The following is a 26,600-nucleotide window of genomic DNA, read 5'->3' as shown; positions in this document are numbered from 1 at the left end:
GCCCCTCAGGAGGCGGGAGGCCGATCCCTCAGTGAACCATGAAACGGACGAGGCCGTTCATCTGGTGGCCGTCGGCGCCCTTCGCGGCCCAGGCGGCGGAATAGGATCCGGGGGCCAGGATGGGGAGGGGCGCGCTGACCGTGGTGACCGGCGCCGCGTCGTCGACCACAGCCACGTCGATGGACCGGGCGTCAGGGCCCGTCAGCCTGAGAGAGGTCAGGGTCATGGCGTGCGGGAACGTCGCCGAGAAGGTCGTCGGCGCGACCGCTAGCATGGCGTTGTCCGCGGGCGCGGTGACGACGCCGTTGGCGGGGGCCTGCATGGCGGCGTGATCCTGCGCCGACATGCCCGCGTGCGAATGGCTCTGGGCCTGGGCGAGGGAGACGGGAGCCAGCGCCGCCAGAGCGGCCAGGCTGGTGAGGATTGAACGGTTCATGAGAGACTTCCTGATGCTTACGTGGACTACTGGTTGGGCGGCATGGTCATGCCGTCCATCTTCGACATGTCATGGCCAGCCATCGGATCGGCCGGCGGCGGCGTCGGGGCGGGTGCTGGCGCCGGCGCGGGGCGGGTCGGTCGGGGCGTCGAGGCCCGGGGGGACGGCGCCGGGGCTGGTGCGGCGGCCTGCGGCTGCGGGGTCGGCTCGGGCGTGGCGACCGGCGCGGCCTCCATCGGGGTCGTCGCCGAGGCGCCCGGCGCCGTCTGGGCCTCGACCGGTTGAGGGTCGGCGGCCGGCTGGCAGGCGCCCAAGGTGATCGCCGCTGCGGCGGCTAGGATCGGGACTCTCATGTGACAAGCTCCTGAAAGAAAAGGGCGATGATCGGGTCGATTTCCCGCGACGCCCTCATACTAGAATACGCGGACGGGCGCCGCATCCCTCGCCGCCTGGAGGTCGATCGACGGAGCGCCGCTGCGGCCCGAGCGGGGCTAAGGCGCGACGAAGGTTCCGAGGACCCTCGAGCTGATCACTCAAGAGCGGCCCGGACAGCGGGCGTGTCGTCCAGCGCCTCGGACAGCTTGCGACGAGCCCGCGCCACGCGGGTCTCCACGGTCTTGATGGAGACACCCAGCATCCCGGCCGTTTCCGCCTGACTGCGCCCTTCGATTGCCGTCAGCATAAGCGGAGCCTTGAGGTGCGGCGGCAGACGGCTCATGGCCTCGTTCAACCGCGCCAGCCTTGCGCTGGCATCCATCCGGTCATCGACCGCCTCGGCCCCGTCCGGCACGGACATGGCTTCCGGCGACGACAGGTCGACGCCGCCCCGGATGAGCCGCCGAACGAAGCGGCGACGGCTCCAGTCCCGGCATTTATTGAGTGCGATGGTCCGGATCCAGGCCTCGAAGGGTCGGACCGGGTCGTAGCGGCGAATGTTGATCCAGGCCGCCGCATAGGTGTCCTGCAACAGGTCCCAGGCGTCCTGTTCATCGCCGACATAGCGCCGGACGAAACGGAACAGAGAAGTCTTGGTCTGCCGCATCAACTCGCTGAAGGCCGCCCGGTCCCCGCCGGCGGCGCGGGCTGACAGGTCGTTGGGGCTGTCCACGCGGAACGCTAGCCTTCGTCGGGCGCGAGGGCCTCGACGATACGGTCGTCGAATACCTCGGCCTGGGCCGGCGTCAGAACGGACCGCATCTCGAAGACGTGGGCGATCGTCTCCTTCTGCAAGGCGCCCATGGCGACGTGGAAATGGTCCACCGCCGCCTGGACCTGGGGACCGTCGCCGTCGCTCCTTGCGATCGCGCGCGCCAGTTCCTGATTGGCCGCGCGGACGTCCGCTTCGAGCGCGGGCCGGCGCGCGGCGAACCGGGCTTCGACTGCGTCGATGCGGGTCAGCTGGTCGGGCGAGAGCTTCAGGTCGTGGTGCACGATGTCGTGCAGAGATGGCGGTTCGCGCCGGCTCAGCACCCAGCTGGCGCTGATCCAAGTGCCCGCGCCGCTGGCGACCGCCGCCAGGACGGCCGTCAGGGCGATGGCCTGCCAGCCGCGCATCATCGGCCGGTTTCCAGTCTCACCAGAGGCGACAGGCCCGCGTCGACCGTGAAGATGGCCATCTCTCCGGCCGGTCTGGGGGCGGCGACCGCGCCGACGCCGCCTGCCGTCAGGCCGGTGACCAGGGCCATGGCGACGGCGCCCAAACGCAGTTGCGACGCGAACCTTTCGCCGCGAAGCGCGTCGACCCGGCTCCAGACCAGCGGTTCGAGCCCGTCGAGCGACCGGCCCAAGGGCGTCGCCGCCGATCCGGCCAAAAGATCATCCAAATTACGCGCCATCGAACACTCTCCTTGCGCCCCTAATCCCTACTACGCCGAAACGAGCCAAATCCCTCAAACGAGGGGACGGCCTCTCCGGTGCGTAGTTAGCAGAAGGGACGGGATGGGAGAGAACAATGTCGATACGCAAACTTCTGTCGGGGCTCGCCCTGGTGGTGGCGCTGTCTGTCAGCGCGCCCGCGTTCGCGCACGAGGATCATGACAATCAGGCCGCGGCCCGCGCCCAGGCCGCCGCGCCGGCGGGCGCCGTGCCAGAAGGCGGCGTGATGGCCATGCCGGGGATGACCATGGACATGGACCACGGGGCCATGACTGCGGACGAGGGTCCCAAGCCTATGCCTCAACGCCTGTATCGCTGGCTCGGCGCCATGCATCCCGCCGCCGTCCATTTCCCGATCGCGCTGTTCCTCGTCGCCGCGCTCCTCGAGATCGCCGCCCTGACGCTGCGTCGGCCGGTCCTGACGCAGGGCACGCGGGTGATCATCGCCCTGGCGGCGATCTCCGCGGTCGCCGCGGTGGCGCTGGGATGGTTCGCTATGGGGCTGCCCGGGAAGGACGATGTGACTCACCTCTACCATCGGTGGCTCGGCACCTCGATCGCCGCGCTCGGCCTGCTGAGCTGGTGGGCGAAGGAACACTGGGTCCGCCGGCCGGGGCGCGGGCGCGAGCTGATCTACATCGGTCTTTTGACCGTGACCGCCGCCGCCGTGATGGTCAACGGCCTGCTGGGCGGGATGCTGACCCATGGCATGAGGCATCTGATGTTCTGACGGCCTTGGGGTCCGTCGTCGCCCGAACGCCTCGTTCTTCATCTACTTCGCCGGACCGGGTTCTACTGCGGCCGCGGCAAACCAGGAGACTGCACCATGATGTTCCGTTCAGCACTCGCCGGATCGGCGGTCGCCGCCCTCCTCGCGACCTCCGGCCAAGCGCAAGCTCAATCACAGGCGCCGGCCCACTCCCACGCCCCCGGCTCGGTCAATACGCCAGGCTCGGCGCACGCCCCCGGCCATGCGCAATCCGCTGACGAGGCCCAGGTGCGAACGGTCGTCACCGCCTACAAGGACGCCATCGAGCGGATGGACGTGTCGCAGACGCCGGCCCTGTTCTGGCCCGACTCGGAAATCTTCGAGAACGGCGGCGTGGAGGGATCCTTCGCCTATTATCTGGAGCACCATCTCGGACCCGAGTTCGCGGATCTGGCCGGCTTCGACTTCCGCGACCACGAGATGAAGGTCGAGGTCGACGGCGACACCGCCTTCGTGAGCGAGACCTACACCTACCACATCACCTTCAAGGACAGCGCCCGGGCCCCCATCGAGCGCCGCGGCGCCGCCACGAGCGTCCTGCGCAAGCGGGGTGACGAGTGGAGGTTCGACGTCTATCACTCCTCGGCCCGGCCCTTCCGCCCCGCCGCCTGATCGCGGCGGCGACCGTCATCGGCGGCCTCCAGATATCGCTCGCCAGAGGGACCCATGAGATCGATGCCCACGCTTTCACGCCGTGCATTTCTGGCTGCGGGGGCCGGCTCCGTCGCCGTCGCGGCCTGCGCTCCGGGCGCCCGTTCATCGACCGAGCTCGCGGTCTACAAGACACCCACTTGCGCCTGTTGCACGGCTTGGGTGGACCATATGCGAGCCGCGGGCTTCCAGGCGCGGGTCAATGAACTTCCGAGCCTTCGCTCTATACGCAGCACCCAAGGCGTGCCCGAGGCGCTCGCCTCCTGCCACACGGCCATGATCGGCGGCTATGTCCTCGAGGGCCATGTGCCGGCCGAGGATGTCCGCAAGCTTCTGGCCGAACGTCCCGAGGCCGTGGGCCTCGCAGTGCCGGCGATGCCGCTGGGGTCTCCCGGCATGGAGACGCCAGACGGCCAACGTGAGCCCTATGAGACCCTGCTGATCCTCAAGGGCGGCGGTACGCGCGTCTTCGCGCGTCACGGCTAGGCGAGGCCCAGGGATGAAGGTTCTCAAGCTCTCCACCCAGCTGCACAAATGGATTGCGCTCGTCGTCGGCCTTCAGGTGCTGTTCTGGGTCGGCGGCGGTCTGGTGATGACGGCCATTCCGATCGAGACGGTGCGCGGCGAACATCGGGCGGTTGACCTCAAGCCGAGCCCGCTGGAGCTCGGCGCGCTTCCGGCACTGAGCGAGATCGCGCGCCGAGCGGGCGTCGCGCCTGTCCAGGCGGAGCTTCACACGACGCCGCGGGGGGCGGCCTGGACCTTGAAGCCGGCGTCGGGCGAGCCAGTCGTCGTGTCCGCCGCGACCGGCCGGCCGTTCGGACCGATGTCGGCCGCCGACGCCTCGGCCTTCGCCAAGGGCGCGTACAAGGGCGAGGCGCGGGTTTCCGGCGCGGTTCTTCTGGCGACGGCGCCCGAGGAGACGGGACGCACCGGACCGCTGTGGCGGGTAGACTTCGCCGACCGCGAAAAGACGGCCTTCTACCTGTCGCCAGCGACAGGCGAAGTGGTGACGCGCCGCTCGGGCGTGTGGCGGATCTTCGACTTCTTCTGGCGACTGCACGTCATGGACTGGAACGACGGCGAGGACTTCAATCACCCCCTGATCATCATCACTACCGCCTTGACCCTGAGCATTGTGATTTCGGGCTTCATCCTGCTGTGGATACGGATCTCCCGCGACCTGAAAATGGCGCGTGCGGTTCGCAAGCGGGAGCCATGAGGCAGGCGACGGCTCGATCACAGGAAGCTCTGCCAAGAGACAACGACCGGACTTCACCACCGCGTCTCGCCGCCCTGACCACCGCCTGGCCGCCGCACATCCTGCGGCAAGAGGACGTCGCGGCCAACGGGGCCGAAATGTTCGCCACGACCCACGGCGGTTTCGAGCGGCTGGCGCCTATCTATCGAAACGCCTTGATCGACACACGGCATTCGTGCGTCCCAATGGACTGGTATCTGCAGCCGCACAGCTTCGCGGAGCGGAACGACCTGTTCCTGGAACACGCAGTCGCCCTGATGGCCGAGAGCACGACGAGCGCGCTGGAGCAAGCGGGGTGATCGCGACCTTGGCCGGTTTTGGACCACTCGGATCATCACCTGCCCGGCGCGCCGCTAGTCCGATCCGGCCCTTCCGGGTCATTCGTCATCCCAACTACTGGATCGCATCTCTTGAGATCGCCATGTTGCCGCTGGTTTTCGGCCAGGTCTGGATAGCAGTGGTGTTCACCGCGCTTAATGCCATGCTGATCACCTGGCGGGTGCGGCTGGAGGATCGCGCTCTTGCCTATCAGGCCTGTGAGCCAGAACGACCTGGATGCGAGGCGGGCCAGTCACCGACGATCAGGTCAGGCGGTGCGAAATTTCGGTCAGCGCCCGGAGGTCTGTCGCGAAGCGGGCGATCGACTCCCGGTGTCGGTCCAGTTCGCCATATGGCAGATAGCGCACGTCGAGGTCAGCGATACGGCTGAAGGCCGGCCGCTGCAACTGCGCGCGAACATCCTCCTCTCGGCTGTCCGGCGCCACGAGGAACAGGCCTGCGGAGGTGTGAAGCTCGCCTGACAGGGCGAGATCCAACATGCGCACCACACCGGAATAGATGGTCGTAGAATGCTCGACCTCAAAGGCGGCCGTTACGCGGTCCGCGCCAGCCTCCAGCCAGAGGACGTCGATGAGGCGGATGGACTCTGCGCCCGCGCCATTCGCAAGCGCCGCAGGCAAATGGTCCAAACAGCCTTGACCCAGGCGCGCGCCCTCATGAATGCGGCCGCGGTCATTGGCGGCGATCCACACCCGGTAGCCCAGTGCCCGGCCCAGATCGCGAATCCAGGCCTGGATTTCGGTATGGGTGCGATCCGTTTCGCGCTGTTGCAACGTGGTCTTCTCGAACTTCACGGCCTCGGCCCGGGCCTCGGCAAGCCGCTCCTGCCAGCCCCGGTTCGAGAGATCCTCGCTGTCGAGGGGCGGAGCAGGGTATCGACCGGAGCCGACGTCAAACAGGAAACCCGCCAAGGCCCCCAGGTCGTTAGACAGCAGGTCGCGATACCGAGCGTTGAGGGCGAGGATTCCCTCTCGCATGGCCAGATAGTGCTCCCAGCTGCCCAGCTTCACTTTCGACCCGGTGATTCCGTTGTACCCATTGACGATGGCGGTGTTGAACGGCGGGGCGTGGGTGGGATGCAGGAAGTAGATCAGGTTCGCAACGGCCGGCCCGAGCCCCTTGATCTTGAGCTGGTCAATCGTGCGGATGCCGGACAGGATCTCGGCGCCGGTCGAACAGCCGCTGCAGTGGTGCAGCAGACGCCCGAAGGCGCGCTGATTGACCGGGTTTTCGTAGATGTCGGGAATCCGGAGCTTGGGCTTCCAAAGGAAGGCGTGATCGGCGCCCCGGAAGATCTGGCGTTGCTCGGCGACGGAATGAACGATCGTCTCCAGTGACGAGCCGCGATAAGCGACGCCGAACCGGCCCGTCTCGATCTCCTCGACGACTTGGCCGATGCCCCGGCGGATGGAGCGGAAATTCTTCAGTCGTTCATCCCACAGGAACCACGTCTGATAGGTCGCCGAAGGGTCGTCGCGCCACTGCTCGATAAGCTCTCGAAGTCGATCCGGCACGCCATCCCCCTCAAGACTCCACTATCCCAATCTAGGCAGGTTGGCCGGCGAGCGCCAATGGATCGAACTCGAAGCGCGGCTAACCGCGTCCCCGAGCGGGCTCCGGCGAAGCGGTCGGGCACGGCCTCCGGCTTACATCGCCATGTCCATGGCCGAGACCGGGGCCAGGGTGCCCATGATCGCGACCAGGGCGAGGAGCGCCAGGGCGAGCAGGGTCTCCACCACCAGGCTGCGCTTCAGACGTCCCACCGCGACCCGAAGATCCTCGGGATCGTCGAGGGCGCTGGCGAGATCCGGAGTCAGATGGAAGCGGTTTGCGGCCGCCAGAACCAGCATGAGCGCGAAGAGGACCAGCTTGCCCGTCAGCAACAGGCCGTAGGGCGTGGTGAGAAGACCGGAGAGGCGATCAGGTCCGACCAGAAACCAGCTGTTGACCAGGCCGCTCAGCACCAGGACGGCCACCGACGCCGTTCCCACGCCGGCGAAGCCGTGAAGCGCCTGATGGAGAATCCGGTCGGCGGCCGGCCCGGAGCGGTGACGGATCGTCAGGATCAGCAAGGCCGCGAGCGCGCCGAGCCAGACCGCCGCGCTCCAGCTATGCAGGACGTCCGCGGTCAGATGGACCAGACGACCGGGTCCCTCCGTCGCCGCGCCGTGCCCCGTCCAAGCGAAACTTGCGGCCGCCACCAATCCGGCGAGGACGACGGCGATCCAAACCGGCCGGGACGGTCGGACGAAAACGAGGAGGAGCAGGGCGGCGGCGGCGACCAGGGCGCGGATGAGGAAGGCCGGCCCCAAGCTCGTGCCGGTGATCATGAAGCCCAAGGACGCGGGCTTGAGACCCTCGGCGATCGAGCCCGCCATCACCGAGGTCTGGGCCGCGAGCGCGGCGAGCGAGCCCAGGGCGACCACGGCCGACGCGGCGATCAGCAGGGGCTTGGCCCAGTCGAGCGCGACACCGTCGGACGGGCGCAGTCCGTAAAGGAAAAAGAGTGGCGTTCCCAGAAGGACGACCACGCCCCCGTACTGCAAAAGTCGGAGCAGGATGACGAGGCCATCGAGCACGGGGCTCAGCGCACCGTGAAGGCGATGGCGCCGGTCATGCGGTGTCCGTCCGCCGAAGCCGCGCGCCAGTTGAGGCTGTAGGCGCCGGCGGCGAGCGGACGCGCCGTCCGTCCCGACACGGTCTTGCCGTCTTCGGAGACGGTGGCGGTCACGGCGAATTTGGCGCCGGCGGCGTTGACCACTTCGAGGCCCGAGAAAGCCGGCACCACGCGTTCGCTGAAGGTCACCGTGAGCGCCCGGGGAGAGGCGACGGTCGCGCTCGCCGCCGGGGTGGAGGCGACGACGCGAGCGTGGGCCTCGGCCTGGGTGGCGACCAGGAGCAGGGCGCCGGCGGCGCCGATAAGGGAGAGGATCTTGCGAGGGGTCATTGGGAGGCTCCGAAACCAAAGGGGTTCAATGAGGTATACGGGGCCCGGAGTTCAATCCCTCATTCGACCTTCGGCTGACGCACGCTTACCCCGGGTCGAAGTCTGTCTGGAATGGGGCTGCGGTGCGAGGCAATCGGCGACGGTTGGCTGGGCGCGGGCCCAACGCCGGAGATCGGTCGCTTGACACGGCGCGCCGGGGGGCGTGGGATGGACGGGTATGTGGAATATCGTCCGCACCCTTCTGTTCGCCTTGGCGGTGGCCGGCTTTGTCGGGCAGTCGTCGGCGCACGCCACCCCGTTCCAAGTCTTCGAATCGACGGGTGGAATGGCGGAGATGGACTGCGCCGAAATGATGGTGATGGCGGACGAACCGTCAGGCGGACCGACGAGCCCCTGCGACGAGATGACGCCCGACTGCATCGCCAAGATGGGCTGCGCCGCCGTCGCGGCGCCCATGCCGCCGGCGCCGACCGTTCAACGGCCTTCGGCTCCGCGGGGACTCCGGTTCGCAGCCGTCGATGTCGTGCGAGAGGGCGCAGGCCCGCTTCCACTGAAGAATCCGCCGAAACGGCTGGCGTAGACCGCGTCCGCTGATCGGAAGGCCGTGCGCGCCGTTGCGCGGGCGACCGCCGATCGATCCGAGCCCTTCGCCGATGTCCCGCCCTCGCAGCGGGCCCAGTGGTTTCGAGGAATTCATGACCATTCGTCTGAGGTCGGCGACACGCGCATCTGCGTGTCCGCCGCCCCGTATCCGCCTGCCGCGCGTCGCGACGCGACGCGCGGAGGTTTCCCCGCCGTCCCGGGACCGTGGGTCGACCGCAAGCTGGGCGATTTTTCCCGCCTGCGCTCTGCTGCTGAGCGCTTGGGCCGTGTCGGCCAGGGCCGACCCGCAGACGTTCGACGAGCCCTGGCGCGGGCCGCCGTCGGAGCGCCCGGCCTTAGGGCCAGCACCCTGGGGGTCGATGCCGCGCGCGCTGCGGCCCCGGCCGCCGGCCGGCTGCCCGACCCTCGTCTCACGTTCGGGCTCGACGGGTTTCCGGTGACCGGGCCGTTCGCAGGCCAACTCGACCAGGACGACTTCACCATGCTCAGGATCGGCGTCGAGCAGGACGTGCCGAGCCGCGCGCGGCGTCGCGCCGAGCGCGACGTCGCCGAAGCGGAGATCGGCGTCGCCGGCTCCGAGCTGTCCGTCGCGCGACGAGAGGTTCAGATCGCAACGGGACTGGCTTGGATCGACCTCTTCTACGCCCAACGCCGCCTCGCGGCGCTGGAGGAGGTTCTGGAGTCCCTTCAGCCGTTGTGGAACACCGCTCCCGCCGGCGTCGCATCGGGCGCCTATCGGCCGGCGAACGCTCTCGGACCCGTCCAGCTCAAGGCCGATCTGGACGATCGCCGCAGCAGTCTCGTCGCCGAGCTCGAGAAGGCGCGGGCTGAACTGGCTCGCTGGACGGGCGACAACGAACCCGAAACGACGGGCCCGCCGCCGCAAGACGATCTCGACCTAGCCGCCTTGCGGAGCGGCATCGCCCGGCTGCCGATTTTGCGCGCCTATGGCGCCGCGGCGCGGCGCGCCGACGCCGAGGTCGACCTGGCGCGCGCAGGACGACGGCCGGACTGGTCGTTGGAGGCCAGCTACGGCCGCCGCGACGAGCGGTTCGGCGACCTGTTCTCCGTCGGAGCGAGCGTGCGGCTGCCGATCTTTCCGGGGCAGAGGCAGGATCCCGTCATCGCGGCGCGCGCCGCTGACGCGCTGCGGGTCACCGCCGAGCGCCAGGACGCCGAGCGCGTGGTGACCGCGTCGCTCCAGAGCGCCCTGGCCGACCACGCGACGGCCAAGGATCAATGGCTTCGGTCGCGCGACGTCGTTCTGCCCAATGTTCTGCAGCGTTCCGATCTCGAAACCGCGAGCTATGCGGCGGGCCGGGCGGGCATCGTTGAAGTGCTGGAAGCCTTCACCGCCGTGGCCAACGCCCGGCTCGACACGCTCGATCGCGAGGCCGCCGTGATGCGCCAAGTGGTCGAGATCACTCTCACCTATGGGAACGACGCCCGATGAACGCCCCTCGCAACAAACGGGTGGGCATCGCCATGGGCGCTCTTCTTCTGCTCGGGATCGGCGTCGGGGCCGGCGTCGTCATCGCCCCGCGCCTGGACGGGGCCGCAAACGAGAACGCCGAGGAGGGAGGGGAGCGCGAGATCCTCTACTGGTACGATCCCATGGTTCCGAACGAACGATACCCGGGGCCGGGGAAATCGTCGATGAACATGGATACCATCCCCAAATACGCCGATGAGGGGGCAACGAACGCCGCCCCCGGCGTCCGGATCGATCCGGCGCTGACCCACAATCTCGGGGTCCGGTACGCCACGGCCCGCCGCGGCGACCTGGAGGGCGATCTCAGCGCCACAGCGGCGGTCGATTACAATGAACGCGACATCGCCGTGGTCCAGTCGCGTGCGGACGGCTTCGTGCAGCGGGTCTACAACCGCGCGCCGGGCGACGTGATCGCCGCCGGGTCGCCTCTCGTCGATCTGCTCATTCCGTCCTGGGGCGGAGCCCAGACGGAATATCTGGCCGTGCGACGCACCGGCAACACGGCCCTGATTGAGGCCGCGCGGCAGCGATTGGTGCTGCTGGGCATGTCCGAGAGCCTGATCGCCTCAGTGGAACGCAGCGGGCGGGCGCGGACCACAATCACGGTCTCAACGCCCACCGGCGGCGTGATCAAGACGCTGGGCGTGCGCGCCGGCATGAGCGTCACCCAGGGCATGACCCTGGCTGAGATCAACGGCCTGGCCACCGTCTGGGTCAACGCCGCCATCCCGGAGACGCTGGCGAGCCAGCCGAGGGTCGGGCAGTCCGTCGAGGTGGCCCTGGCCGCATTCCCGGGCGAGCGGTTCACGGGCCGCCTGACCGCCCTGTTGCCGGAACTCGTCGGCGACAGCCGCACGGTCACCGGGCGGATCGAACTGGCCAATAGAGGGGGCCGTCTGCGCCCCGGCATGTTCGGTCGGATCAACTTCGGCGGCGGTTCGACGTCGGCTCTGCTCGTGCCGACCGAGGCGGTGATCCGAACTGGAGAGCGGGACATCGTCATGCTCGCCCTGCCGGAAGGCCGCTATCAGCCGGCCGAGGTTCGCATCGGACGGGAGGCCGGCGGTCAGACCGAAATCCTCGCCGGTCTGCGCGACGGCGAGCGGGTTGTCGCGTCGGGTCAGTTCCTGATCGATTCCGAAGCCAGCTTGTCAGGCGTCACGGCGCGGCCGATCGGCGGGACTTCCGGGCCCGCGCGCGCTCCGGCGTCGCCGACCGCCGGCCGGCCGGCCACCGCCGCCCAGACGGCCCCATCCATGGTCGCGCCCGCACCGCGCGGGAGGTCGGGGCAATGATCGCCGCAATCATACGCGCCTCGGTCAAAGGACGCTTCCTCGTCCTCATGGCGGCCCTCGCCCTGCTCGCTGCGGGCCTGTTTGCGGTGCGCAGCACGCCGGTCGACGCCCTGCCGGACCTGTCGGACGTGCAGGTCATCATCCGCACCAGCTATCCGGGGCAGGCCCCTCAGATCGTCGAGAACCAGGTCACCTACCCACTGGCGACCACCATGCTATCGGTGCCCGGCGCGCGAACGGTTCGGGGCTATTCCTTCTTCGGCGACAGCTTCGTCTATGTGCTCTTCGAGAATGGGACGGACCTCTACTGGGCGCGGTCCCGGGTCCTGGAATACCTCAGCCAGGTTCAGGCGCGGCTTCCCGCGACCGCCCAACCGGCGCTGGGGCCGGACGCCACCGGCGTGGGCTGGGTCTATGAATACGCCCTGGTCGATCGCACAGGCCGCACCGACCTGGCGCAGCTGCGAAGCCTGCAGGACTGGTTCCTCCGCTACGAGCTGAAGACCGTGCCGGGCGTGGCCGAGGTCGCCAGCCTCGGCGGCATGGTGCGGCAATACCAGGTGGTGCTCGACCCCGTCAGGCTCGCGTCATACGGCATCACCCATCAGGCGGTGGTGGAGGCCCTCCAGCGCGCCAACGGCGAGACGGGCGGCTCGGTGCTCCAGCTCGCCGAGGCCGAATACATGGTGCGCGCCAACGGCTATCTGACTGAGCTCGACGACTTCCGGGCTGTGCCGCTCCGCACCGCGGGGGGGGCGTGCCGATCAGCCTCGGGGACGTCGCGACCCTCCAGATCGGCCCGGAGATGCGGCGCGGCATAGCGGAACTGAACGGCGAAGGCGAGGTCGCCGGCGGCGTCGTTATCCTGCGGTCCGGTGCAAACGCCCGCGCCACGATCGCGGCGGTCGCTGAAAAACTCGAGACGCTCAAGGCCGGATTGCCGCCGGGCGTCGAAGTGGTGACGACCTACGATCGGTCGCAGCTCATAGACCGGGCGATCGACAATCTGAGCGGCAAGCTGATCGAGGAGTTCATCGTCGTCGCCCTGGTCTGCGGCCTGTTCCTCTGGCACGCCCGGTCGGCGCTGGTCGCCATCCTGACCCTGCCCCTGGGCGTGCTGGCGGCCTTCCTGATCATGAATCTTCAGGGCGTGAACGCCAACATCATGTCGCTGGGCGGCATCGCCATCGCCATCGGGGCCATGGTCGATGCGGCGGTGGTCATGATCGAGAACGCGCACAAGCACATCGAGCGATGGGAGCACGACCACCCGGACCACAAGCTCATCGGCGAGGATCGCTGGAAGGTCATCACCGAGGCGGCCGTGGAGGTCGGACCCGCGCTGTTCCTCAGCCTCTTGATCATCACCCTGTCATTCATCCCGGTGTTCAGCCTGCAGGCCCAGGAGGGGCGGTTGTTCGCGCCGCTGGCCTTCACCAAGAGCTATGCGATGGCGGCGGCGGCGATCCTGTCGATCACGCTCGTGCCGGTTCTGATGGGCTATCTGATCCGGGGACGGATCCCGGCCGAACAGAGCAACCCGATCAATCGCTGGCTGACCCGCGTTTATCGGGGACCGCTGGACTGGGTGCTGCGTCATCCCAGGAAGACCCTGGTGGCCGCCTTTCTGGTCTTCGCCACCACGGCCTGGCCCCTTAGCCAGCTGGGCGGCGAGTTCATGCCGGCGATGGACGAGGGCGACCTGCTTTATATGCCTTCGGCCCAGCCGGGCCTCTCTCCGGCCAAGGCCGCGGAACTGTTGCAGCAGACGGACCGGATGATCCGCACCGTGCCCGAAGTGGCGACCGTATTCGGCAAGGCGGGCCGGGCGGAGACCGCCACGGATCCGGCTCCGCTGGAGATGTTCGAGACGACCATCCAGTTCAAGCCACGCGATGAATGGCGGCCCGGCATGACCCCGGAGAAGCTGGTCGAGGAGCTTGACCGCGCGGTTCAGGTTCCCGGACTGTCCAACGTCTGGGTCCCTCCGATCCGCAATCGTATCGACATGCTGGCGACGGGCATCAAGAGCCCCGTCGGCGTCAAGGTGTCCGGCGCCGACCTGGCCGCGATGGACCGTATCGCGGCCCAGGTGGCCCAGGTCGCCAGGACCGTACCGGGCGTGACCTCGGCCCTGGCGGAACGCCTGACCGGCGGGCGGTATGTCGACATCGACATCGACCGGCGCGCGGCGGCCCGTTACGGCCTGAACATCGCCGATGTCCAGTCGATCGTCTCAGGCGCCGTGGGCGGGGAGACGATCGGTCAGACGGTGGAGGGGCTGGCCCGCTATCCGATCAGCGTCCGTTATCCGAGGGAATTGCGCGACAGTCTGGAGCAGCTGCGCGCCCTGCCGGTTCTGACGCCGTCGGGTCAGCAGATCACCCTTGGCACGGTCACCGATATCCAGATCGCCGATGGCCCTCCGATGCTGAAGTCCGAGAACGGCAGGCTGACCACCTGGATCTATGTCGATGTTCGGGGGCGTGACCTCGCGTCCGTCGTCGCCGATCTGCGTCAGGCCGTCGCCAGCGAGGTGGATTTCGCGCCGGGCGTCAGCATCGCCGACTCGGGCCAGTTCGAATACCTGGAACGGGCGGCGGAACGGCTGAAGATCGTGGTTCCGGCCACGCTCGTGATCATCTTCATCCTGCTCTATCTGACCTTCGGTCGCTTCGACGAAGCCCTGCTCATCATGGGCACCCTGCCGTTCGCCCTTACCGGCGGTTTCTGGCTGCTCTATCTGATGGGCTTTGATCAGTCGGTCGCGACGGGCGTGGGCTTCATCGCCCTGGCGGGCCTGTCGGCCGAGTTCGGCGTGGTGATGCTGATCTATCTCAAACATGCGCTGAAGCATCGAGGGCCTGATCCCGACCGGGACCAAGTGGAGGAGGCCGTTCGCGAAGGCGCCCTTCTGCGGGTCAGGCCCAAGGCCATGACGGTCGCCGTAATCCTTGGCGGTCTGTTCCCGATCCTGATCGGCCACGGCGCGGGCTCTGAAATCATGAGCCGGATCGCCGCCCCGGTGATCGGCGGCATGATCACCGCGCCCCTCCTGTCGATGCTTGTCATCCCAGCCGGCTACCTCCTCCTGAGACGCCGGAAATCACGTTCTACCCCCTCAACCCAAGGAGCGACTTCATGATCCGAACCCTCATCAGCCTCGCCGGCGGCGCCCTGGTGCTGGCGTCTTGCGGCCAGCAGGCCGACCCTGCGCCCGGCGAAGCGGCGGTCGAGAGTCCCTCGGCCGCCCCTGAGGCGGCTGCGGCATCCTCCGCCGCGGCCGCCAAGACCGCCTACGGCGCCGGGGTCATCACCGCCGTCGATCCGGCGGCCGGCACCGTCACGATCAATCACGAGCCGATAAAGGCGGTGAACTGGCCCGCGATGACGATGAGCTTCAAGGCCGGTCCCGCCGTGATTCGGGAGGCCGCCATTGGAGACCGCGTCCAGTTCGATCTGACGGTTCGCGGTGGAACGGGCGAAATCACGGCGATCTATCCGCATTGACGGCGTCGCCGGTGCGGGCGTCCGGGTCGTCGGTCGGGATGAGTTGGGTTGGGTTGGACACCCATCCGGCGCCCGCCTGACGACCCGGCGGCGGCCAAGCCGCCCGGGCTGTCCGGCCATCAAGACTTAAACTTTGCCGTCGATCCTGCGAGACTGGACGGTGGTTCCGGGCCTGGACGATCTTGGGGCGCTTAGCTTAATGGCGCAAAGCGGCGGACATTTAATCCGCAGATCGTGGTTCAAATCCGCGAGCGCCCTCCAGGATCTGACGCGGATGCGGATGAGGCGAGCGCCGCCGCGGCCGATGCGGAAGGGCGCCGCCGCGCCCTGGATCAGCGAACGGCGCGGGAGGACCAGTGGATGTGCGTGATCCGCCATCCCTCGGCCTGGCGATGGAGCACCATCGTCTCGACCGACATGCTGTCGACGGGGCGGCCGTTGAACTGGCCCGTCGTCCGGCTCTCGCTCGCGACCCACGCGCTGTCGGCGACGGCGCGCGCCATGCGCCGGGACCTTGCAGCCGGCACGGCGGCCGAGAAGGCGGCGTCCGCAGCCAGGTGGTGTTGGGCGTATTCCGCCTTCGATCGCTCGGTCCCGCCGCTCTCGAAGATCAGCACGTCGTCGGCCAGAAAGGCCAGCGCAGCGCTCGTATCTCCGTGTTCCAGCGCGGCGTGAAAGGCGTCGACGACGCTCGCAGCCGCCGTCGCTTCTGCCTGGATATCGTCGACTGAAGCGGCCGCCGGGTTCGCGACCGGGTCATGCGCCAGCGCCGGCCCGGCGGAGGCGATCGACGCGGAGAAGGCGAGGGCGAGAAGCATTCTTGCGGCGGACATGGCGTGGCCTTGGGTTTGCTGCAGCTTGGTCTCCCACTCTGCGACGGCTTTGCCTTGCGAGGCAATCCGCCCGATCGGCCTCCGGGGATTCCCGGGCGATGGCGGGATGGGGTCAACGCCACCCGGTCGGGGTTCTACACGTCGCCTGTCGCCGCCGGGAGGGACGAAGGACTGGATCTAATTCCCGCCTTCGCGACCGCCGGCGGCGCGGAGGAGGTCGCCGACCGGACGTCCATTCAGCCGGCACGAGGCGACGACCCGATCGTAAACGATGACCCGGCCGTTGCGGCCGCGAACCGCCGTGCAATCGAGCCAGCGACGGCCGACCACGCGGATCAGGCGCTCGCGGTCGGCGCGGCCGGCGGGGCTGTGCAGTTCGGCTGCGTCGAAATCCGAAAGCCGCACTTCGATCCAGGCGGCGGGGTCGGTCGTGTTTCCGAGGCACAGGCTGTCGCCGTCGCCGACGTAGCGCACGATCCCCGCGAAGGGCTCGCCGACGCGTTCCGGCAGCCGGCCCTCGCATGGATCGGCCCGGGCGGCGGTCGGGGCCAGCAGGAGCGCGGCGCCGATCAGAAGCCATTTCATCGGCCCAGGGTGGCGCGGCACCGGGCCGGGGACAAGCCCGACAGGGAGAGAAAGGAAGGCCGGACGGCGGGCGCTCCGTGGTGGAGCGGAGAAGGAGACCGCCATGAGACCGAACCCGACGTCGACCCTGATCCGGGCGCCGGCTGCCGAACCGCGCGGGCGCCGTCCGACGCCGACCCTCGTTCCGGCGGCGCCGGACGATCAGACCTTGCTGACTCTGATATTGGAGCGGATGGACCCGGAGACGGATTCTGCGCGGCTCGCCGCCGCCTTGCTCGAACGGTTCGGCAGCCTCGGCGGCGTCGCCGGCGCGGCGCCCGGCGAACTGGCCCAGGCGTCCGGCGCCGGGCCCGCCCTCCGGGCCGAGCTGACGCTTCTGCGCGAGTTCGCGGTCCGTCTTGCGCGCGCCGAAGCCTGCCGCCGCCCGGTCATAACGTCCTGGACCGCGCTCGTGGCCTATGTGCGGGCGGCGCTCGCTCACGAGCCGCGCGAGCAGTTCAGGACCTTGTTTCTGGATCGCAGGAACCAACTGATGCGGGACGAACTCGTCGCCGATGGGACAGTTGACCATGCCCCTGTATATCCGCGCGAAATCATTCGCCAGGCGCTTGAACTTTCGGCGTCGGCTCTGATCCTGGTCCACAATCACCCCTCCGGCGACCCCGCCCCGTCGCGCGCCGACATCGACATGACGCGCCAGGTCATCGAGGCGGCGCGTGTCTTCAACATCCAGGTCCATGACCACCTCGTCGTCGGTCGGGAGGGCACGGCCAGCTTCAAGGCCCTCGGCCTGATCTGAGGCGGCCATGACCTTGCACCGCATCGTCACCGCCCTGGGCGGCGATCTCTATTCCGACGGCCGGCGCGCCAACGTCCCCGCGCCCGGCCATAGCGCGCAGGATCGCTCGGTCTCGCTGCTGCTGAGCGACAACCGGGTCGTCATTCACGGCTTCGGCGGGGCGGACTGGAGGACCATCCGCGATCATCTGCATGACCGGGGCTTCATCGACGACGCCGGCCGATTGACCGGCGGCGGCCGATTGACCGGCGGCGGCCGAGCGGGTCCGTGGACCCCAAGGCCCGATGTCCGTCTTCGCCTCCAGACCGCGTCGGACCTCTGGGCTGGCGGTCGCGCCCTCGGCGGCGACGACCCCGCCGGTCGCTACCTTGAGCGTCGCGCCATTCAAGGCACCGCCGCCGCGAACCTCGGATTCCATCCCGAGGCGCCAATCTCCGTCTACCGGCCGCGGGGGCAAGTCCGCGCCGCCCTGATCGCGCGGATCAGCGACACAGAGGACCGGCTGACGGCGGTGGAGCTGACGTATCTGGACAGGAGCGGGCGTCTCGCCTCGGGCCTGCGACTGACGCGAAAGACGGTCGGTCTGGTTCCGGCCGGCGCCGCCGTTCGACTGGCGCCGGCGGCCGCGGAAATGCTGGTCGGGGAAGGCGTGGTCACGACCCTGTGCGCCATGGACCGTTTCCAGCTTCCCGGTTGGGCTTTGACGGCGGCGAACAACCTCGCCGCCTGGACGCCGCCCGCGCGGGTGCGCCGTCTGCTGATCGCCGCCGACCGGGGAGCCGCGGGCGAGGGTGCCGCGGCGCGGCTTCGCCGCCGCCTCGCGTTCGGCGGTCTGGAGGTTCGCATCGTGCTTCCGGACCCGCCATTCGGCGACTGGAATGAAGTGGCCGTCGCCGCGGCGAAAGGAGAGGAGCGAGGGTCGTGATGGGCGCCGGAGCGGCGGGGATGGGCCCCGATGCCCGGCGGGAGAGTCCCCATGACCGACCTTGTTCCTGCCACCACCCCCGCCATGATCGTCGAGCGCGACGAGCGCACCGTTCGCCTCGGAGACGTCGGCATCGCCCGCGAGAATCTCCGTTTCAATGAGCCGCCGGATGACGACATTCCGACCCTGGCCGCCACGATGAAGGCCGCCGGCCAGCTGCAGCGCCTCACCGTCCGCCCCGGCCGCGGCAAGAAGGAAGGGCCATGGATGGCGCTGGACGGGCGCCGTCGTCGCCTCGCGCTCGGCCTGCTGCTGGACGCGGGCGAGATCGACGAAAATTACCCGGTCACGGTCTGTGTCGAGACCGATCCCGCCCGCCAGGCGGCGGCCGTCCTGTTGACCAACACGGCCGTGCCCGTCCACGTCGCGGATATCGTCGGCGCCATCGGCCGGATGCTGAAATCCAGGCTGACGGTGTCCGTGATCTCCCGGGCTCTCGGTTACGCCGAGATCGACGTCAAACGCTTGGCCGCCCTGGCCGGGCTGCCGCCGGTCGCCCTCGTGGCCCTGAAGGCCGGGCGCATGACCCTCAAACAGGCCCGGCTGCTGGCCCGTCTGCCGGACAAGGCGGAACAGGCCGAGCTCGCCGAGGCGGCGCTGGACGGGCATGGATTTCAGGATTGGCGCATCACGGAACGGCTTGACGAAGGACGGGTCACCGCCCGGGACCGCCGCTGCGCCCTGGTGGATTCGGTCCGCTACGGCGAAGCCGGCGGGCGCACCGAGGCGGATCTGTTCGGAGAGCTGGCGCCCGTATTGCTCGATCCCGACATCCTAACCGACCTGTGGATCCGACGGGCGCGCGCCATTGCCGCCGTGTTCGAGGCCGAGGGGATCGCGGTGCATGTCACCGCCGGACCCGAGCCTGAACTGCCCGATGACCTGGAAGCGCTGGGCTATGTCTACGGCGGCCAGCTTCCGGCTGAAGACATGGCGCGTTACCGGGCCCAGCGCGAGGTGTTCAATGAGCGGGCGGAGACGGCCCGGCGGGCTCTCTCGGAGGCCGGCGACCCCGAGACCGTGGACGCCGCCATCATCGCCATGATCCGCGCCCGGGTGACGGCGGACCAGACGGGTTGCGGCGGGCGGGTGGTGACGACGATGGTGATGTGGCCCGCCTCCGGCACGGGCGTCGATGTGCGCTGCTACACGCCCGAGGAACCCGAGATCGAGGAGGACGGTTCGACCGAGAGCGGTTCACCGGACCAGGCGTCCGCGCCGCCGGCCTATGTTCCTCCCGAAGTGGCGACGCCCGTGCCGGAGATCGACGGCGTCAACCATGCCCTGCACGGCGTGCGCACCGACGTCGCGACGCGGGGACTGATCCGCGCCCTGGCCGATGACCCGGGCGCCGCCCTGACCGCCCTGATCGCGCGCCTGTTCACCGTTCTGGTGCTGCGCACCCATGTGGCGCGCCCGGACTCGGCTCTGGCCATCCTCGCCACCGGCTTCAATCCGGCCGGCGGGCGGGTGATCGAACCCCTGGACGGAGAGGTGCGCCAGCGGCTCGACGATCGCCGCGCGACCTGGCAGGCTTCGGGCGAGACCGTCATCGCCTGGGTTCATGCGCTGCCGCATGGCGAGAAGATGGGTCTGCTGGCCGAACTGACCGCGATCAGCCTCGACGTCCGCGAGGAACGCACGACCCTGATCCGGCGCAGCGCCCGCGCGGAAGCGGCTGAACTGGCCGCGCTCTGCGCGGCGGACATCACCCTGCACTGGACGCCTGACGCGCCCTTCCTTCAGCTTCACTCCAAGGGGCTGCTGCTGGGGATGCTCGAGGCCATGGGGGCCGAGGACGACCGCGCCAGGTCGCTGAAGAAGGCCGAACTGGTCGACTGGGTCGCCGAACAGGCGGCGTCGCGGACCTGGGCGCCGGCCGGCCTGTCCTGGGCGGGCTCGCCGCAGGATGATGCCGACGAAGCTGACGACCGGCCCATCGACGAGCAAGACCCTGCCTTCGACGACGACGGGGTTGGGGGGGTCGGTTCCGGCTGAGGGCGAAATGACACCCTAAGCGAAATGGCCGGGTTTGGCTGGAGAACGGATTGGTGGCTTTCCGACAGCGATCCTCTACTCGCTGCCATCTCGAGCTCGCCCGGTTTTTCTGTACGCAGCGGGCTTTGCGGAAGCACTGCCCTGAATATCTTCCGGTCGAGCGCCCGTCGGGCAAATAAGTTGCTTCAGCACCCTGCCTCAGACAAATGCCTGTTATGGAGGGACCCGGGACGGTAGCTGTACGGATCAGATCGGGCTGGGGCTGGCTTGTGCTGGTGACCTTAACTGTCTCCACCATTGGTGACGAGATCTCCCTCATCACTCTGATGTTTCGGGCTGCCGAGAACGAGACGCGTTTTGCCGTGCCCATGCTGCTGATTGCGCAGCTGCTACCTGGTTTAATCGCTGCTCCGTTCATCGGTCGCTTTGTCGATAGGCGTGATGCTGGCAGAATACTTGTCGTCACCGGCCTAGCACAAGCGGCGCTTCTCGCCTGGATTGCCGGCAACACGGCGATGTTGCCGACGCTCGTTGGCGCAAGCGTGCTCAGCATCTGCTTCGCCATCAGCGGAACGGCGACCTTCGCGCTTATACCCGTACTGGCGACAGCACTTGGCATGCCGCTCAGCCGCGCGAATTCCGTGCTTGAGCTTGTGCGCGGTGTTGGGATGCTTGCAGGTCCGGTAGCGGGCGGTATCCTGATTGCGTGGATCGGCGCGCGCAGTGCTTTGCTCATTGATGCTGCCAGCTACGTCTTGCTCGCCACCGTGATCCTGGCCAGCGGCTTGCGCCGGCCGATAGCGCCGGATGAGCAGGAACCTCGTACATTGCTCGCCGAGTACTGGCCGATCCTCCGCAACCGGCGGATCACGGTGATGACAGGATCGCTGGCTTTGGAGGTCTTTGCCTCTGCCATCGCAGATGTAGCATTCGTGTTCCTGATCACAGTGACGCTGAAGCAAGGCCCCCTCTCATTTGGCCTGGTAACCGCTTGCTGGGCCGCCGGCATGATCCTGGGCGCTCTCGCGGCAGGTGCGCGGCCGATGCGCCGACCTGCTCCTTTGGCTTTCGTTGCGGCCACTATGATTGGCGTGACCATGCTGGTGATCGGCAGCGCCGCTTTGGTCGGCGCGGCCACCATCATGTTGATCGGGATGGTTTTCGTATTCGGCGGAGTTGCCAACAGCGTGCACAATGTGGCGGTACGCACGATGCTGCAAAACGAAACGCCGACTGACCACCATGGGAAGGTTGCAGCTATTTATGGCGCAGTCACGAGCAGCGCCGTCATCATTGGCTATGTCACGGGTGGGCTGTTCACCCCGAGCAACGCGGTCGGTGCTTATCTGATTGCCGGTACGCTGGGTACAGCCGCCGGCTTGGCGGGATGGGGGTTGTTCAGCAGGTTTGCCGTTAGACTGGCGTCGCGTCCGACAAGCGGCACCCAATCTGCTGGTCGATGAATGTACGGCAGCTTCAGCGACAGGCCGATATGGGGCGACTGGCGCCCTCTCGGCGGGGGCGGGAGGTGAAAACTGATTACTCTGCTATTTCAATGTCAGGGGCCGTGTCCAACCGCGCCCGCCCCACGATCGCGGCGACGGTGTTCTTGCTGAGGCCGAGGTCGCGCCCGATCCAACGATAGCTGCGACCTTCGGCAACGAGCGCCAGCACCTTGGGGGCGAGCCGGTCGGACTTGGGGCGGTCGCCGGCCTGTCGCCCGAGTTTGCGACCCCGCGCCCGCGCCGCGGCGAGACCGGACCGAACGCGCTCGCTCAGCATGTCGCGCTCGAATTGCGCGATGCCGGCGAGCATCGTAGCCATCATTCGCCCGTGCGGTGTATCGACCTCGAACGTCATCCCGCTCATCGCGACTACCGATACCCGCCAACCCGACAGCCGGTTTAGCGTATCGAGCAGGTCCTGGGTCGAGCGTCCCCACCGGCTGAGTTCGGTGACAAGGATCGCATCGATGTGGCGGGCCTGCGCCAGTTTCATCACTTCGGCGCGCGCCGAGCGGTTGGCCTTCATCCCTGAGGCGGTTTCGCGAAAAACGTCGATGACCTCATAGCCGCCACGCTCGGCGAAACCGGCGAGGTCACGCAGCTGCCGCTCGCACGACTGGTCGGCGGTCGAGACCCTGGCGTAGATGGCGGCGCGTTGTCCCAATTGAACCTTCCTGAAATCAGGCTTCAAAAACCCTTGATTTGCGTGGGGTGAGTGTTGTCCAAAACAGACTTCTGTTCAACAGGGACACTGCCACATGCCGAGACGCCACATCCTGAGCGCCCGGCAGCGGTCGGCGCTGCTTGACCTGCCGACCGACGAGGCGTCGCTGCTGCGGCATTACATTCTGGCGGATGACGACCTGGTTCACATCGACCGGCGGCGCCGGCCGGAAAACCGGATCGGCTTCGCCCTGCAACTCTGCGCACTGCGCCGTCCGGGCCGGATGCTGGTACCCGGCGAAGTGATCCCGCTCGCGGTATCCACCTTCTTGGGGGCTCAACTTGGCATCGCCGGCGATACGCTCGTCCGCTACGCCGTCAGGCGCCAAACCCGCCAGCAGCACATGGAGGTGCTGCGCTCTATCTATGGGTACAGGACGTTCCCCGGACAGGGTCCGCGAGCGCAGGCTTTTCGTGAATGGCTGTTCGCCGAAGCCGAACAGGCACGCTCCAACGACGATCTCGCCCGGCGTTTCATCGCTCGCTGCCGTGACACTATGACCATCCTGTCCGCGATCACAACTATCGAGCGGTTGTGCGCGGATGCGCTCGTCGCGGCCGAACGCCGAATTGAAAGGCGGATCGCCGAGCGGCTCAATCCCGCGACCTGCGCTCGGCTCGACGAGCTGACCACTGAAATGCTGCCGGGCGCGATCAGCCGCTTCATCTGGCTGCGCCGGATCGAGCCGGGCAACAATTCCGCCGCGGCGAACCGGCTACTCGATCGATTGGAGTTCCTGCGTGCGATGGACCTCGATGCCGGTCTGCTTGCCGGAGTCCCACCGCATCGCGTCGCCAGGTTGCGGCGACAGGGCGAACGCTACTTCGCCGATGGTCTGCGTGATCTGAGTGCCGACCGGCGTCGCGCCATCCTCGCGGTCTGTATGATCGAGTGGGCAACCGCGACTGCGGATGCGGTGATCGAAACACATGACCGGATCGTCGGGCGTACCTGGCGGGAGGCGAAGCAGCTGCATGACGCTCGGATCGCAGATAACAGGGGTGCGGTCACTGCGACGCTGGCGGGCTTCGCCGCGCTCGGACAATCGCTGCTCGAAGCGCATGGCGGCGGTGCGTCGCTGGAGGATGCGATCGCGGATGCGGCGGGATGGGGGCATTTGACCCGCCTCGTCGCTACCGCCCGGACGCTGACGGACACGTTGGGTGACGATCCGCTGGCCCATGTCGATCAGGGCTATCACCGCTTCCGTCGCTATGCCCCGCGCATGTTGCGCTGCCTCGACCTCGAAGCCGCGCCGGTCGCCCGGCCCTTGCTGAACGCGGTGACCGCCATCGCCACCAAAGGCACGCCCCCGGCGACTGACGATTTCCTGCGGCCGCATTCCAAATGGCGGAGACAGTTGCGAGCGAAAGGCGACGATGATGCCCGTCTCCGAGAGGTCGCGGTCATGTTCCACCTGCGTGACGCGCTACGCTCGGGCGACATCTGCCTCGACCGCTCGCATCGGTATGGTGACCTCCGTAACGTCCTCGTGTCGATGGAAGTCGCGCATGCTGCGAAGCTGGCCGTACCGTCCGACCCGTATGTCTGGTTAGCCGATCGCAAGGCCCGTCTCGCCGATGGCCTGGCCCGGCTCGGTCGCGCCGCGCGTAACGGCACGATCCCGAAAGGCAGCATCGAAGACGGAACGCTGCGCATCGATCGCCTCACCGCCGATGCGCCGGATGGAATTGATGATCTGGTGCTCGATCTGTATCGCCGCCTGCCGCCCGTCCGCATCACCGACCTGCTGCTCGACGTCGATGCCGCGCTCGGCTTCACCGAGGCCTTCACGCACCTGCGCACCGGCGTTCCGTGCGGCGACCGGATCGGCCTGCTCAATGTCCTGCTCGCAGAAGGTTTGAACCTGGGCCTGCGCAAGATGGCCGAGGCTTCCAACACCCATGATTACTGGCAACTCTCTCGGCTCGCGCGCTGGCACGTCGAACGCGAGGCGATCGATCAGGCGCTGGCCCGTGTGGTCGCCGCACAAGGCGATCTGCCGATGGCGCAGGTCTGGGGTATGGGCACTACCGCATCCGCCGATGGTCAATTCTACCCCGCCGCGCGACAGGGCGAGGCGATGAACACGGTCAACGCTCGCTATGGCAACGATCCCGGCATCAAGGCCTATACCCACGTCAACGACCGCTTCGCGCCGTTGACGTGACCCCCTGAAACTCCTCCAGGAATAGCTAGAGTCCGCCCCTTGAAAGGACGGACAGAATGAAGCGATCACGGTTCACAGAAGAGCAGATCATCGGGATCCTGCGCGAGCAGGAGGCCGGTGTTCCGGTGGCGGACCTGTGCAGGAAGCACGGGCTGAGCTCGCCGACCTTCTACAAGTGGAAGGCCAGGTATGGCGGCATGGACGTGTCGGAGGCCCGGCGGCTGAAGGCGCTGGAAGACGAGAACGCCAAGCTGAAGCGGATGCTGGCGGACTCGATGCTGGACAACGTCGCGCTGAAGGATCTGCTGGGAAAAAAGTGGTGACGCCCGCTGCGCATCGAGAGGCGGCGGCGCACCTGCAGTCGGCCTACGAGATGAGCGAACGGCGGGCCTGCCGGGTGCTGGGCGTTGATCGGACGAGCGTGCGCTATCAGGCGACGCGACCGGACGACAGCGTCCTGCGGGATCGACTGAAGGCCCTTGCGCAGGAGCGGCGGCGGTTCGGCTATCGCCGCCTGCACGTGATGCTTCGGCGCGAGGGGCATGCGGTCAACAAGAAGCGGGTCCAGCGGATCTACCGCGAGGAAAAGCTGACAGTGCGCCGGCGCGGCGGGCGCAAACGCGCGATGGGCACAAGGCGGCCGCTGGAGATTCCCCTGTTCGCGAACCAGCGCTGGTCGCTGGACTTCGTGTCCGATCAGATGACCGACGGGCGGCGCTTCCGCATCCTGACGGTGATCGACAACTGCACGCGGGAATGCCTCGGCCTCGTCGCCGACACCTCGCTGTCAGGCCGTCGGGTGGCGCGCGAGCTAGACGCCATCATCCTGCGACGCGGGCGACCCGAGACGATCATCAGCGACAACGGCACGGAGTACACGTCCAACGCCATCCTGGCCTGGGCCGACGACGCCGGCGTGGGTTGGCATTACATCGCGCCCGGCAAGCCTCAGCAGAACGGCTTCAACGAGAGCTTCAATGGCCGCCTGCGCGACGAGCTGCTGAACGAGACGCTGTTCCGATCCCTGCCGCACGCCCGGGCCGTCCTCGAAATCTGGCGGCGCGACTACAACGAAACCCGGCCGCACTCGAAGCTGGGATGGCTGACGCCGCAGGCTTACGCAGATGCGCTCAACGGACAGATCGGCCGGTCCGCTGCGCTGGTTGAAGGCTGCGCTGACCGGCCTCTTGCCAACCCCACCAACCCAAGTTCAGATCATCAAAGGACTCTCGTTATGGCTGGATGAGAAACGGGGGTCACGTCACTCAAAAAAATCGGGAGCGGCGATCATTTTATCAGAGGCTTTATCAGAGTCCCGGCGAGGTCCTATTGGGATGGCAAGGAACAATCCAACAGCGCAGAACGCCTCGCCATGCGCCCCCAACCCGGGCCGAAGCCTTGCTTCCCAGTTTAGAGGGCCAAAGGACCCTGATGAGTGAAACCGGAAACCTAGACGAAGGCGCCCGTGGAGCTCGGCTCAACAGGCATTGTTTCTGCGTCACCGGACAGGACCAGCCTGATGGCGGCTGTTAGCGCGGAGGCTGAAAATGCGGAGCTCGTCGGTGCGCTTCTCGCCTCGAGGCCCAACCTGTTCTCGAACGGACCTGTTTTCATATCGGCGCTCGACCTCAAGACTATGCTCGACGTCGTCGCCGTCATCGAAGCCGCAGCGACAAACCCGGCATATCAAGACGAGGTTCTGCGCTGGGCGCCGACAATCGCTCGCAGAGACTTCGGCCCGCGTGGGGTCTTCATGCTGGCCTAAAGTAACGCGATCGCCGGACCCTATGGCAAGGCGAAGCCCGGGAGTAGTTAAAATCCGA

The 26,600-nt window shown here is 67.7% G+C and carries 26 protein-coding genes, 1 tRNA gene and 3 pseudogenes; 19 read left to right on the top strand and 11 right to left on the bottom strand.

Annotation, left to right across the window (positions count from 1 at the left end; translation table 11 throughout):
- Positions 1–28 precede the first annotated feature (28 nt).
- From AC0L6G_RS12970 to AC0L6G_RS12950, 5 genes are all read right to left on the bottom strand, one after another.
- The gene (locus tag AC0L6G_RS12970; RefSeq protein ID WP_052004988.1) at positions 29–436 is read right to left on the bottom strand and encodes a copper resistance CopC family protein; all 408 of its coding nucleotides are present in this window, start codon (positions 434–436) and stop codon (positions 29–31) included.
- Between the two features lie 26 nt (positions 437–462).
- Entirely contained in the window at positions 463–789 is a 327-nt protein-coding gene (locus tag AC0L6G_RS12965) for a hypothetical protein (protein ID WP_183197649.1), read from the bottom strand.
- Positions 790–965: 176 nt separating this feature from the next.
- Positions 966–1,544 (bottom strand): RNA polymerase sigma factor, encoded by a 579-nt coding sequence (locus tag AC0L6G_RS12960; protein WP_035309312.1) that lies wholly within the window; start codon positions 1,542–1,544, stop codon positions 966–968.
- 8 nt (positions 1,545–1,552) lie between these two features.
- A complete protein-coding gene (locus AC0L6G_RS12955; protein ID WP_035309314.1) occupies positions 1,553–1,993 on the bottom strand; it encodes a Spy/CpxP family protein refolding chaperone in 441 nt (146 codons plus the stop codon).
- Positions 1,990–2,271 carry a hypothetical protein gene (locus AC0L6G_RS12950; RefSeq protein ID WP_035309315.1) on the bottom strand — a complete coding sequence of 94 codons (282 nt, stop codon included), beginning with the start codon at positions 2,269–2,271 and terminating at the stop codon, positions 1,990–1,992. Before AC0L6G_RS12950 ends, AC0L6G_RS12955 begins: the two co-directional genes overlap by 4 nt.
- A gap of 116 nt (positions 2,272–2,387) precedes the next feature.
- Between AC0L6G_RS12950 and AC0L6G_RS12945 the strand changes: the two genes are divergently transcribed.
- The 6 genes and pseudogenes from AC0L6G_RS12945 to AC0L6G_RS12920 form a co-directional block, all read left to right on the top strand.
- Positions 2,388–3,041, top strand: a complete 654-nt coding sequence (locus AC0L6G_RS12945) for a DUF2231 domain-containing protein (protein WP_473252429.1) — start codon at positions 2,388–2,390, stop codon at positions 3,039–3,041.
- Positions 3,042–3,140: 99 nt separating this feature from the next.
- Positions 3,141–3,692 carry a YybH family protein gene (locus tag AC0L6G_RS12940; protein WP_473252428.1) on the top strand — a complete coding sequence of 184 codons (552 nt, stop codon included), beginning with the start codon at positions 3,141–3,143 and terminating at the stop codon, positions 3,690–3,692.
- A gap of 282 nt (positions 3,693–3,974) precedes the next feature.
- On the top strand, positions 3,975–4,217 hold the full coding sequence (locus AC0L6G_RS12935) for a DUF411 domain-containing protein (RefSeq protein ID WP_473252427.1): 243 nt from the start codon (positions 3,975–3,977) through the stop codon (positions 4,215–4,217).
- Positions 4,218–4,230: 13 nt separating this feature from the next.
- On the top strand, positions 4,231–4,953 hold the full coding sequence (locus AC0L6G_RS12930) for a PepSY domain-containing protein (RefSeq protein WP_088582510.1): 723 nt from the start codon (positions 4,231–4,233) through the stop codon (positions 4,951–4,953).
- Positions 4,950–5,291 (top strand): hypothetical protein, encoded by a 342-nt coding sequence (locus tag AC0L6G_RS12925; protein ID WP_088582511.1) that lies wholly within the window; start codon positions 4,950–4,952, stop codon positions 5,289–5,291. The genes AC0L6G_RS12930 and AC0L6G_RS12925 overlap by 4 nt, the downstream gene beginning before the upstream one ends.
- Positions 5,292–5,413: 122 nt before the next feature.
- Positions 5,414–5,458 (top strand): annotated as a pseudogene (locus tag AC0L6G_RS12920) (hypothetical protein); the annotation flags it as partial.
- 115 nt (positions 5,459–5,573) lie between these two features.
- Here the strand turns inward: AC0L6G_RS12920 and AC0L6G_RS12915 are convergent.
- From AC0L6G_RS12915 to copC, 3 genes are all read right to left on the bottom strand, one after another.
- Positions 5,574–6,845 (bottom strand): type II restriction endonuclease, encoded by a 1,272-nt coding sequence (locus tag AC0L6G_RS12915; protein WP_473252426.1) that lies wholly within the window; start codon positions 6,843–6,845, stop codon positions 5,574–5,576.
- Positions 6,846–6,977: 132 nt separating this feature from the next.
- On the bottom strand, positions 6,978–7,910 hold the full coding sequence (gene copD / locus AC0L6G_RS12910; RefSeq protein WP_473252425.1) for a copper homeostasis membrane protein CopD: 933 nt from the start codon (positions 7,908–7,910) through the stop codon (positions 6,978–6,980).
- A 5-nt stretch (positions 7,911–7,915) separates the two neighbouring features.
- The gene (gene copC / locus AC0L6G_RS12905) at positions 7,916–8,278 is read right to left on the bottom strand and encodes a copper homeostasis periplasmic binding protein CopC (protein WP_473252424.1); all 363 of its coding nucleotides are present in this window, start codon (positions 8,276–8,278) and stop codon (positions 7,916–7,918) included.
- Positions 8,279–8,495: 217 nt separating this feature from the next.
- Between copC and AC0L6G_RS12900 the strand changes: the two genes are divergently transcribed.
- From AC0L6G_RS12900 to AC0L6G_RS12875, 6 genes and pseudogenes are all read left to right on the top strand, one after another.
- Positions 8,496–8,858, top strand: coding sequence for a hypothetical protein (locus AC0L6G_RS12900; RefSeq protein ID WP_473252423.1), 363 nt, complete (start codon positions 8,496–8,498; stop codon positions 8,856–8,858).
- Positions 8,859–8,882: 24 nt separating this feature from the next.
- Entirely contained in the window at positions 8,883–10,334 is a 1,452-nt protein-coding gene (locus AC0L6G_RS12895; RefSeq protein WP_473252422.1) for a TolC family protein, read from the top strand.
- Entirely contained in the window at positions 10,331–11,668 is a 1,338-nt protein-coding gene (locus AC0L6G_RS12890; protein ID WP_473252421.1) for an efflux RND transporter periplasmic adaptor subunit, read from the top strand. Before AC0L6G_RS12895 ends, AC0L6G_RS12890 begins: the two co-directional genes overlap by 4 nt.
- Positions 11,665–14,813 (top strand): annotated as a pseudogene (locus AC0L6G_RS12885) (efflux RND transporter permease subunit). Before AC0L6G_RS12890 ends, AC0L6G_RS12885 begins: the two are co-directional and overlap by 4 nt.
- Positions 14,810–15,178 (top strand): copper-binding protein, encoded by a 369-nt coding sequence (locus AC0L6G_RS12880; protein ID WP_473252420.1) that lies wholly within the window; start codon positions 14,810–14,812, stop codon positions 15,176–15,178. Before AC0L6G_RS12885 ends, AC0L6G_RS12880 begins: the two are co-directional and overlap by 4 nt.
- A gap of 185 nt (positions 15,179–15,363) precedes the next feature.
- Positions 15,364–15,439: transfer RNA gene (locus AC0L6G_RS12875), tRNA-Lys, on the top strand.
- 71 nt (positions 15,440–15,510) lie between these two features.
- Here AC0L6G_RS12875 and AC0L6G_RS12870 read toward each other — a convergent pair.
- Both AC0L6G_RS12870 and AC0L6G_RS12865 read right to left on the bottom strand, forming a co-directional pair.
- Positions 15,511–16,011, bottom strand: coding sequence for a YybH family protein (locus tag AC0L6G_RS12870; protein ID WP_473252419.1), 501 nt, complete (start codon positions 16,009–16,011; stop codon positions 15,511–15,513).
- Positions 16,012–16,188: 177 nt separating this feature from the next.
- Positions 16,189–16,596, bottom strand: a complete 408-nt coding sequence (locus tag AC0L6G_RS12865; protein ID WP_473252418.1) for a nuclease — start codon at positions 16,594–16,596, stop codon at positions 16,189–16,191.
- A gap of 103 nt (positions 16,597–16,699) precedes the next feature.
- On the opposite strand from AC0L6G_RS12865, the gene radC reads away from it, so the two are divergent.
- The 4 genes from radC to AC0L6G_RS12845 all read left to right on the top strand — a co-directional run bounded on the left by radC (position 16,700) and on the right by AC0L6G_RS12845 (position 21,841).
- Entirely contained in the window at positions 16,700–17,395 is a 696-nt protein-coding gene (gene radC / locus AC0L6G_RS12860; protein ID WP_473252417.1) for a RadC family protein, read from the top strand.
- Positions 17,396–17,402: 7 nt separating this feature from the next.
- Entirely contained in the window at positions 17,403–18,320 is a 918-nt protein-coding gene (locus AC0L6G_RS12855; RefSeq protein ID WP_473252416.1) for a toprim domain-containing protein, read from the top strand.
- A gap of 51 nt (positions 18,321–18,371) precedes the next feature.
- Positions 18,372–20,378, top strand: coding sequence for a ParB/RepB/Spo0J family partition protein (locus tag AC0L6G_RS12850; RefSeq protein ID WP_473252415.1), 2,007 nt, complete (start codon positions 18,372–18,374; stop codon positions 20,376–20,378).
- A 275-nt stretch (positions 20,379–20,653) separates the two neighbouring features.
- The gene (locus AC0L6G_RS12845) at positions 20,654–21,841 is read left to right on the top strand and encodes an MFS transporter (RefSeq protein ID WP_473252414.1); all 1,188 of its coding nucleotides are present in this window, start codon (positions 20,654–20,656) and stop codon (positions 21,839–21,841) included.
- Positions 21,842–21,917: 76 nt separating this feature from the next.
- On the opposite strand, the gene AC0L6G_RS12840 is transcribed toward AC0L6G_RS12845, so the two are convergent.
- Entirely contained in the window at positions 21,918–22,547 is a 630-nt protein-coding gene (locus tag AC0L6G_RS12840; protein ID WP_169576808.1) for a recombinase family protein, read from the bottom strand.
- 94 nt (positions 22,548–22,641) lie between these two features.
- On the opposite strand from AC0L6G_RS12840, the pseudogene AC0L6G_RS12835 reads away from it, so the two are divergent.
- The 3 genes and pseudogenes from AC0L6G_RS12835 to AC0L6G_RS12825 all read left to right on the top strand — a co-directional run.
- Positions 22,642–24,768 (top strand): annotated as a pseudogene (locus AC0L6G_RS12835) (Tn3 family transposase); the annotation flags it as partial.
- 65 nt (positions 24,769–24,833) lie between these two features.
- Positions 24,834–26,023, top strand: a protein-coding gene (locus tag AC0L6G_RS12830; protein WP_303718781.1) for an IS3 family transposase whose coding sequence is annotated in 2 segments (ribosomal slippage) — positions 24,834–25,092 and positions 25,092–26,023 — 1,191 coding nt in all. Because the reading frame shifts where the segments join, the coding sequence is not laid out codon by codon here.
- A 273-nt stretch (positions 26,024–26,296) separates the two neighbouring features.
- Positions 26,297–26,542, top strand: coding sequence for a hypothetical protein (locus AC0L6G_RS12825; RefSeq protein WP_473252413.1), 246 nt, complete (start codon positions 26,297–26,299; stop codon positions 26,540–26,542).
- The last annotated feature ends 58 nt before the right edge of the window (positions 26,543–26,600 follow it).

It is taken from the genome of Brevundimonas sp. D3-1P (assembly GCF_055809335.1).
Note: the sequence above shows the minus strand (reverse complement) of the source record. Positions and strands in the feature narration are given on the sequence as shown.